Origin of the sequence: Methanobrevibacter thaueri, assembly GCF_015062905.1 — an archaeon.
Classification (GTDB): domain Archaea; phylum Methanobacteriota; class Methanobacteria; order Methanobacteriales; family Methanobacteriaceae; genus Methanocatella; species Methanocatella thaueri_A.
Window position 1 is genome coordinate 1 of the sequence record NZ_SUTK01000060.1, and the last position, 8,295, is coordinate 8,295.

The window sequence follows — 8,295 nt, forward strand, 5'->3', positions numbered from 1 at the left end:
TACCGCTTTGTACCCTATCCGCACCTGCACCGGTTGCCATTGGGTTTTCCCTTACGATTTGGTGAGGGTATACTCTTAATTTTAAGTGGTATCCCATTCTACCAGCAGCCCTTTGCATCAATCTGTTAGAAGCAATCCTTGCTGCTTCTAAAGAGTTGTGTCTGATTTGAGCAGGTTTTTTTACAGCTAAACTTAAAGATACTGGGAATTCATCTTTTAAGTTTCCCATATCGTATTGTACGATTCTTGAATTTGGGGTTTTTCTAATATAATCTCTTCTTGTATAAGCACGAACCATTATTATTCCTCCGAAATAAACATAAATTGTTTTTAATTAAAAATAGCTAAAAATAGTGAATTTTCAACAATAGCTATATAAAAATTATATCGTAATATAATAGAATACTTAAATATATTGACTAAGTTATTAATAAAGGTTACCCTATTTTTGGAATTTTTGCCCCTAAAATATTTTAGGTAATAAAAAATATATAATAACTTATGAAAATCAATGGAGATCTTAGGTTCATATATAAGAATGCGGATGACGCAAAGGTGGTTTTTGATTCCCTTGAAGTCGATAATGAAAATTATCTAAAATCAAAATTAAACGACAACACCATTGAATATAAAGTGAACAGCGAGAAATTGGGCACTTTTCTTGCAACAGTAGACGATTTAATAGCTTCAGAGATAGTTGTTGAAAAAATCGTCGAAAAAATTAAACAATGAAAAGTTTTATATAAATAAAAAAAACATATATAAAATTAATATATATTAATTCGTTGTGAGAGTGTAATTTATGGAATGCTATTATCATCCTGAAAGAGAAAGCACAGATACATGTGCAATATGTGGAAAATCAATATGTAAAGAATGTGGATTAGAAATTGCTGGTAAAATTTATTGTAAAGAATGTTTAGAAAAAATTGTAGGTCTTGGAATTGAAAATAAAGCAGCAGAACCTGCTCAAGAACCTGTAAAAACTGAACCTGCAAGACTTAACAAACAACCGGCTGAAGAAAGTGTTTACCAAACACAAAACGTTGTTGAAGAAGTACCTCCAGCACCGGAAGTTCATGAAATAAAACAAATTCGTGACGATTCTCCATATAATATAAAGGATAATATTGAGTATAGTGGAGGCCTCGAATCCTCATACGAAAAGGAACCTGTTCAACCTAAAGTAGAACAAGCTCCTGTCTCTCCAGAACCACAAATTGCACAAAACGAACCTGTCTATCGTCAAGAAGAAATTCCGCAACAAGCTCCTAGTGACGCTGAATACATTTATCCAGATCATTCATATGAGCCAGCACCAACAAGTGCAAGAGTGGAATTGGAAGACAGATATGAAAAATATTTAGATGATTTATATTTCGATGATAATGTTCCTTTAGGCGAACAATTGGCTAAAGATGAAGAACAATACGGCTCCTTAACTAGAAAAGAATATCCTGACAGGGATGAAACTCTATTAAATACTAAAAAACAACGCCCTAAAAATGAAACCCCTGAAGAAATGGAAGCAAGAATCAGAGCTGAAATTTTAGCGGAAAAAGAAGGCGGCAAAAAAGGTAGAGGCAGAGACAAAAACATCCATAATTTAAACTATCAGGAAGATAAGGAACCTATGAGTGTTGTTGACATTCTCTTAACCGTATTATTAGTCATAGTGATTTTGGTTGTAATATACTACCTAGTATATGTATTCGTATTACATGCAGCATACCCAACATTCATGGATGCGATATATGCGCTTTCAAATCCACAAAATGTGATTAATAATATCGTAAGTCCTCCTCCTACAGTATAACTTTTTTGAGGACTTTTTCTTTAAATTTTTCCAAACTTTTTTTATCTTTATAAGCCAATATCCTGATATTTGATGGGTATTTGTCAATGTATTGGGATATTTCTTTTTTTGGTATCGGATTTTCCATTATGCTTAATATTCTTTGCTTGAAATGAGAGGAAAATCCCTGCAATAATGATTTTTCCAACATTTTTATATCATCAAAAGGCCTGTTTTCAATGATGGTTTCAGCCAATTTGTCATTAAATAGGTTCAAGGCAGCAAGCTCTTCAAAAGAGTAGTTGTTTGCAGTGTCTAAAATGGCCTCCTCATCCCTAATGCCATATATTATCCCATCATTTTTTATTTCCCGTTTCAGCACATCAATTGTCTTTTGGGGCATCATGTCCATAACTTTATCAAAATTGTCCTCCAGAATGCTTTCGCGAATCAATGTGCCGCTCACCCCTTCAATCCGCTCGACAAAAATGAATTTGTCCTTATAGTCAAAGCCTATTTTTGACAGGGAATTTGAAAATGAGGTGATCACGTAGTTATCCTCCTCAAGCTTTCCCTTCAAAAGGGTTTCATGAGTGGTCTTGTCCACTATCTTATAGGGTTTTGATGCAATGTGATGGCCCATGTTAATCCTTCTCAATATCTCATCCATTCCCTCTACAGGCTTGTATCCCCGAGGAATGTAATCGGTGTTCAGAGCTTGAAACATCTTGCACAGGCACAGGGAATATTGGCCTGATCCCATTATTCCCATTGGAGGGCCTTCAACCACAATGTCAGCACCAACAGAAATTGCAATTTCCGCTCTGATTTCGCGAGGCAATATATATGGTATGCCCCTGCCGCTTCTCTCAAATAGCCCCGGCACAATAGCTACAAACAATGCCTCATCAAACATTGCCCTTGCAGTTTTCATGCAATGAAAATGGCCATTGTGCAAAGGATTGTACTCGGTGAAATCTGACACCAGAATGGTGTCTGAAGATTTATCGGAAATTTCACTCTCCACATTTAAATCATTATAGAATAACTCCATATCCCTCTTGAGAATATCTGAAATTTGAGACATGATTAAAAATTTGGTTTTTGGATTAAAAAAAGTTATCTTTTAAAATTAGAAATGACAAATATTGAACCAGACAGGTGATAATCATGGATTTAGTTTTGAAAAATTGCAGGTTAGCGGATGAAATCGGAGAGTATTTTATAAAAATTGAAGATGGAAAAATATCAGATATTTCAAAGACACCCTTAAAAGCAAGCGAAATAATCGATGTCAAAAGCAATTATGTGCTCCCAGGTTTTATCGACCCACATATACATTTCAGAGATCCTGGATTGACCCAAAAAGAGGACTTTAAAAGTGGAAGTTTGGCAGCTGCAAACGGAGGATTTTCAACAGTCATCGACATGCCGAATACGCTACCTAAAACAAACACATACAAAGCACTTGAAGAAAAAATCAAAATAGCTCAGGAAAAGTCCGTCGTAAACTTTGAACTTCAAATCGGACATAACGATTTAGAGGAAATGAAAAAGATGATGAAGCTGAATCCGATTTGCGTCAAAATATTCATGGACCTCGAGAGCGATGAAAGTTTGGAAAAAATATTCCATGATTTATCAATTCTAAAAGAAACCACCGATTATAACGGGCTTGTTGCAACCCATTGTGAAAAAAAATCAATCGTTGAAGATGAAACCGAAAGGTTAAAGCAAAATAAGGAAAATACCGCTATTGATTACACCTACGCAAGACCGACCAAATCTGAGGACGAATCTGTCAGACAAGCAATTGAGCTTGCAAGGGCAAATGATTTACGTTTGCATATCTGCCATCTAAGCTCAAGCAAATCACTAAGTATGGCAAAAAGTGCAAGTAAAATTATGCCTGTAAGCTGGGAATTTACACCACATCATTTACTACTTGATAATTCAGCATACAATATATATGACACATTCATAAAAACCAATCCTCCACTAAGACCTGAGGGAGACAGCGTAAGAATCAGTGATTTGGATGAAAATTCAATAATCGGAACAGACCATGCTCCACACACCCTTGAAGACAAGACAAAAGGAGTCTGGAAATCATCACCGGGAATCCCAAACCTTGAAACAGTTGTGCCGCTACTTTTAACCGAAGTGAATAAAGGCAATCTTGACTTTAAGTTGATTCCAAAGATTTTCAGTGAAAATGCCGCAAGAGTCTATGGATTAGACACTAAAGGAAAAATAGATGTTGGCTTTGATGCGGATCTTACAATAATAGATTTAAAACGGGAAGGCAAATTCGACATTGCTGAATTCAAAACAAAAGCTGAATACTCACCGTTTGACGGTTGGGAATACAAAGGTATGCCAATAATGACAATCGTTAATGGAAAAACAGTAATGAATAAATTATAACTAATTTTTTAAAAAAAAGAAAAAAGTAAGGTGTGTTAACACACCTATTTGTAACATAATGCGTCTTCAGGACATGCCTCAATACATTGACCACATAAGGTACAGAATCCTGCAATTGGTAATTTAGGATTGTCTGTTTTGTGAATCATGTCATAAGGACAAGCTTCGATACAGTCACCACATTGATCACATTTAGATGGGTTGAATGCAATTCTGTCTCTTAAGACAGGTTCGCCGTCAATGGTTACTTCATATTGTTCTACTTTTAATGCATCGTTAGAACACATTGAAGCACAAGCTCCACATCTAATACAGCTAGCAAATGATGGTTCTGAATCAGTTTCCTCTAAAGCAGGGCAGCACATACCAGTTTTGGTAATTACGCGCCTAGATTCAGTAGGACATTTGTTAGCACATGCACCGATGAAGTCACATTTTTCTACATCTCTTCCAATACCTTCTGCATCTACAGGTGCACCTTCACCCCATTCCACATCAATTTCTAATGCGTCAACAGGACAAAGTTTTACACATAAACCACATGCAGCACAGACACTAGGAATTGCAACAGTTAAACTTGCACTGTTTGCAGCGATGAAATCACCAGGACATGCTTCAACACAAGTGTTACATCCAATACATTTAGCTGAATCGAAAGTGAAAGATTTGATTTCTTTTGTACGTTTGATAGGTTTCTTCTCAGCAATGAATATTGCATTCCAAGGACAGGTTTGAGAACATAAACCACATCTGATACAATCGTCACCTACAGTAACAGGACTGCCAACTTCTTCAAGAGTGATTGCGTTTACAGGACAAGGTTCTACACAAGTTCCACATCCAACACAATTATCGAGGTAAACAGGTCCTTTACCTTTAAGATCTAATTCATATTCAGCAGGTTCTTTAATGCCTGGAACACCAATTACATCAACTGGGCAAATGTCAACACATTTTTGACACATTACACAGAAACCTTCAACTTCTTTTAATTTTTCACCAGTGACTTTAATAGTTTCTTGTGGGCAGACTTCTTCACATTTGCCACAGGAGTCACATAAAATAGAATTGAATACTAATCTTGGTACAACAATACCTTCAGCGATTTCGAATTCTTCTACTTTTAATGCACCTTGTGGACAAGCGTCAGCACATTTAGGTTCTTCGCCACAAGTGTCACAGTGAATAATAGCATTAGGTGTTACTTCAATAGCTGATGTAGGACAAGTACCTTGACAAGCACCACATTTTATACAGCCATCTTCGTTAAATACAATCATTTATAAAAAACCCCCTTAAACTTAGAATTTTTTAATGAGGTTTCCTTCACTGTCTACAATATCTACTTCAGCTAATCTCATTTGACTATCCATTGAGTGGGTAGCACAAGATAAACATGGGTCGTAAGCTCTGATAACCATTTCCATTAAGTTGAAGATGCTGTCATCCACTTCTACACCAGGTTTGATGTAATCTAAAGCAACTTGGTGAATACCCATTTCCATAGCTGGGTTGTTTTGGATTGTAGCTACAACAATGTTAGCATAGTTACATAATCCGTTGTCATCAGATTCGTAGTGGTGGATTAAAGTACCACGAGGAGCTTCGACAATACCCACACCTTTACCTTCGGTTCTTTCTAATTCATCAGGGAATTTTTTACCAGATAAATCTTCTTCTAATGCTGCAGCAGCACATTCAGCGGATGCTAATAATTCGATGAGTCTAGCATAGTTGAATAATAATGGTGCTTGAGCATATCCGAAAGCGTCACGGAAAGCTTTGAGAGCTTCTTGTGCGAGAGGTGCTTCTTTAGGCATTTGATCACAGACGTTGATCCTGGATAATGGTGCTACTCTGTAAATACCTTCTGGGTATCCCATTTCTTTAATGTAAGGGAATTTTAACCAGGAGTAAGGTTTTACGTGTTCAGCAACATAGTCAGTGTACTCTTCGTTTCTGTATTCAAATAAGTCGCTTCCATCTTTGTCTTTGAATCTAATGTTACCATTATATACATCCCAAGTTCCATCAGGTTTTACGGTACCACAGTGTCTGGTGTCACCGAAGTTACCTAATGAAGCAATTAAGTCGATGTTTTCTTCAAATACAGGAATAGCTAAGTCTAAAGTAGCTTGAGCTAATTCGACGTTCTGTTTTGCTCTTTCAAGTAAATCTTTTTGAGTGTCAGCGTCTAATTCGGTTGAGATACCACCAGGGGTGGATGAAGTAGGGTGAATAGGACGACCACCGATTTTTCTAACCATTTCAAGACCGTTTCTTCTGATGTTGATTGCTTGAAGTGCAATTTCAGGCATGTCTTTAATAACTTGGAAAACGTTTCTGGTTTTTCTAGTTCCGTTTGGAATGATTAAGTCAGGTGCTGCTAAGAAGTAGAAGTGAAGAGCGTGGGAGTGCATGTATGAACCCCAGTTCATGATTTCTCTCATTCTGTATGCAGCAGGTAAGATTTCGTAATCGTCAAATCCGAAGATTTGGTCAACTGCTTTAGCAGCTGCTAAGTGGTGTTGTACATCACAAATACCACAAATACGAGGTACTAATCTTGGTAATTCTTCTACAGGACGACCTGTTAAGAATTTTTCAAAACCTCTGAATTCCATAACGTGTAATCTTGTTTCTTCTACGTTTCCAGCATCGTCGAGATGCACAGTAATTTTAGCGTGTCCTTCAATACGAGTGACAGGCTCCATAGTAAGTTTAACCATTTTATTCTCCTCCTTTCTGCATTTTCATTGGCACTAAAGCAGCAGCTAATGTGTAAGTGTAGAAAGTACCTACAATATCATCTAATTGATCAGCAACTGTTTCTGGGTCAACGGTTTTATCTTCTTGTACACCGTAGTCAGATGCAATCGCACTGATCATTTTTGCTCCTTGATCTAATACTTTAGCAGTAGGACCGTAACATCCTCTACATGGTACATTAATAGAAGGACATTCTGCACCACATAATGATACGGTAGCAGGACCCATACATACTAAACCTTGGGAAATTAAACATAAATCAGGTTCAGGAAGACCTAATTCAAATTGCCTTTTAATGAAGTCCATAGCTAAACCAGCAGGTGGTTTTTCTCTAGGACATACTTCACAAAGGTTTGTGGAAGGTAATTCGATTGTTTCTCCTCTTAATAATGTTAAAACAGCTTCTGCTACAACATCAGAACGAGGTGGGCAACCTGGAATCATTAAGTCGATATCCATAGCATCACTGATAGGTCTTACTCTGCTTTCGAGATGAGGTACATCTTCGTGAGGAATAATACCTTCAGGGTTTACAGTAGATACAGAATTAATGTATGCTTCTTCTTCTAATTCTTCAACAGTCCATAAGTTTCCGAGACCTGGAATACCTCCGTAGCAAGAACAGGTTCCGTAAGAAATAACCATGTTAGATTTTTCATTTAACATTTCAGCTAATTCTCTGTTTTCTTCGTTTCTTATTCCACCTTCGACAATAATAATGTCTAATTCAGGTACTTCATCATATTTAGTATCCATGAGTACAGGGGAAAATTCGAAATCCGCGAATTCCATAACATCAATTAAGGATTCGTGGAAATCCGCAATGGATAAGTGGCAACCGGAACATCCGCCAAACCACATAGTTCCTATTTTAACTTTATCTGCCATATTAAACTCCTCCAATTTATCCTTCAGCATCTAATTGTTGTTTTAATGGAGCTGGACCTAACTCTTTAATTCTGTTAACCATCATTTTAACAGCTTGAGAGAATTTTTCACCTTCGGATGCAGAAATCCAGTCGTGGTGAACTCTTTCTTTTCCAATTCCCATATCTTCAACTAATTTATAAATTAATCTCATTCTACGATCTAATTTGTAGTTACCTGCGTCATAATGGCAGTCACCCATGTGACATCCAGCTACAAATACCCCATCAGCACCTTCTTTAAATGCTTTTAAAATAAATTGTGGGTCAATTCTTCCAGAACACATTACACGAATAACTCTAATATTCGGTGGGTATTGCATACGTGCAGTACCAGCTGTGTCTGCTCCTCCATAGGAACACCAGTTGCAACAAAAC

At 36.9% G+C, this 8,295-nt stretch carries 9 protein-coding genes; 3 read left to right on the forward strand and 6 right to left on the reverse strand.

The window, feature by feature from the left end; genetic code table 11:
• The coding region (locus tag E7Z79_RS08475; protein WP_303739524.1) for a 50S ribosomal protein L16 at nt 1-298 on the reverse strand (298 nt) is incomplete at its 3' end.
• A gap of 203 nt (nt 299-501) precedes the next feature.
• Here E7Z79_RS08475 and E7Z79_RS08480 point away from each other — a divergent pair.
• Entirely contained in the window at nt 502-732 is a 231-nt protein-coding gene (locus E7Z79_RS08480) for a KEOPS complex subunit Pcc1 (protein ID WP_303739525.1), read from the forward strand.
• 70 nt (nt 733-802) lie between these two features.
• Nucleotides 803-1,816: a hypothetical protein gene (locus tag E7Z79_RS08485; RefSeq protein WP_303739526.1), complete on the forward strand. Its 1,014-nt coding sequence runs from the start codon at nt 803-805 to the stop codon at nt 1,814-1,816.
• Here E7Z79_RS08485 and E7Z79_RS08490 read toward each other — a convergent pair.
• On the reverse strand, nt 1,806-2,882 hold the full coding sequence (locus E7Z79_RS08490; RefSeq protein WP_303739527.1) for a nucleotidyltransferase family protein: 1,077 nt from the start codon (nt 2,880-2,882) through the stop codon (nt 1,806-1,808). The genes E7Z79_RS08485 and E7Z79_RS08490 overlap by 11 nt on opposite strands.
• Before the next feature lie 83 nt (nt 2,883-2,965).
• Between E7Z79_RS08490 and E7Z79_RS08495 the strand changes: the two genes are divergently transcribed.
• Nucleotides 2,966-4,222 carry a dihydroorotase family protein gene (locus E7Z79_RS08495; RefSeq protein ID WP_303739528.1) on the forward strand — a complete coding sequence of 419 codons (1,257 nt, stop codon included), beginning with the start codon at nt 2,966-2,968 and terminating at the stop codon, nt 4,220-4,222.
• 44 nt (nt 4,223-4,266) lie between these two features.
• Here E7Z79_RS08495 and E7Z79_RS08500 read toward each other — a convergent pair whose 3' ends face one another.
• The 4 genes from E7Z79_RS08500 to E7Z79_RS08515 all read right to left on the reverse strand — a co-directional run.
• Nucleotides 4,267-5,502, reverse strand: a complete 1,236-nt coding sequence (locus tag E7Z79_RS08500) for a 4Fe-4S binding protein (RefSeq protein WP_303739529.1) — start codon at nt 5,500-5,502, stop codon at nt 4,267-4,269.
• 21 nt (nt 5,503-5,523) lie between these two features.
• Complete coding sequence (locus E7Z79_RS08505; protein ID WP_303739530.1) at nt 5,524-6,951, reverse strand: Ni/Fe hydrogenase subunit alpha; 1,428 nt, start codon at nt 6,949-6,951, stop codon at nt 5,524-5,526.
• Nucleotide 6,952: 1 nt separating this feature from the next.
• Nucleotides 6,953-7,879 carry a F420-nonreducing hydrogenase gene (locus E7Z79_RS08510; protein ID WP_303739531.1) on the reverse strand — a complete coding sequence of 309 codons (927 nt, stop codon included), beginning with the start codon at nt 7,877-7,879 and terminating at the stop codon, nt 6,953-6,955.
• Between the two features lie 16 nt (nt 7,880-7,895).
• Nucleotides 7,896-8,295, reverse strand: a 400-nt coding sequence (locus E7Z79_RS08515; RefSeq protein ID WP_303739532.1) for a hydrogenase iron-sulfur subunit, incomplete at its 5' end; no start/stop codon positions are given.

Excerpts from the sequence above, each read along its gene's own strand:
- E7Z79_RS08480 (WP_303739525.1), top strand. The coding sequence starts at position 502 with ATGAAAATCAATGGAGATCTTAGGTTCATATATAAGAATGCGGATGAC.
- E7Z79_RS08485 (WP_303739526.1), top strand. The coding sequence starts at position 803 with ATGGAATGCTATTATCATCCTGAAAGAGAAAGCACAGATACATGTGCA.
- E7Z79_RS08490 (WP_303739527.1), bottom strand. The coding sequence starts at position 2,882 with ATGTCTCAAATTTCAGATATTCTCAAGAGGGATATGGAGTTATTCTAT.
- E7Z79_RS08495 (WP_303739528.1), top strand. The coding sequence starts at position 2,966 with ATGGATTTAGTTTTGAAAAATTGCAGGTTAGCGGATGAAATCGGAGAG.
- E7Z79_RS08500 (WP_303739529.1), bottom strand. The coding sequence starts at position 5,502 with ATGATTGTATTTAACGAAGATGGCTGTATAAAATGTGGTGCTTGTCAA.
- E7Z79_RS08505 (WP_303739530.1), bottom strand. The coding sequence starts at position 6,951 with ATGGTTAAACTTACTATGGAGCCTGTCACTCGTATTGAAGGACACGCT.
- E7Z79_RS08510 (WP_303739531.1), bottom strand. The coding sequence starts at position 7,879 with ATGGCAGATAAAGTTAAAATAGGAACTATGTGGTTTGGCGGATGTTCC.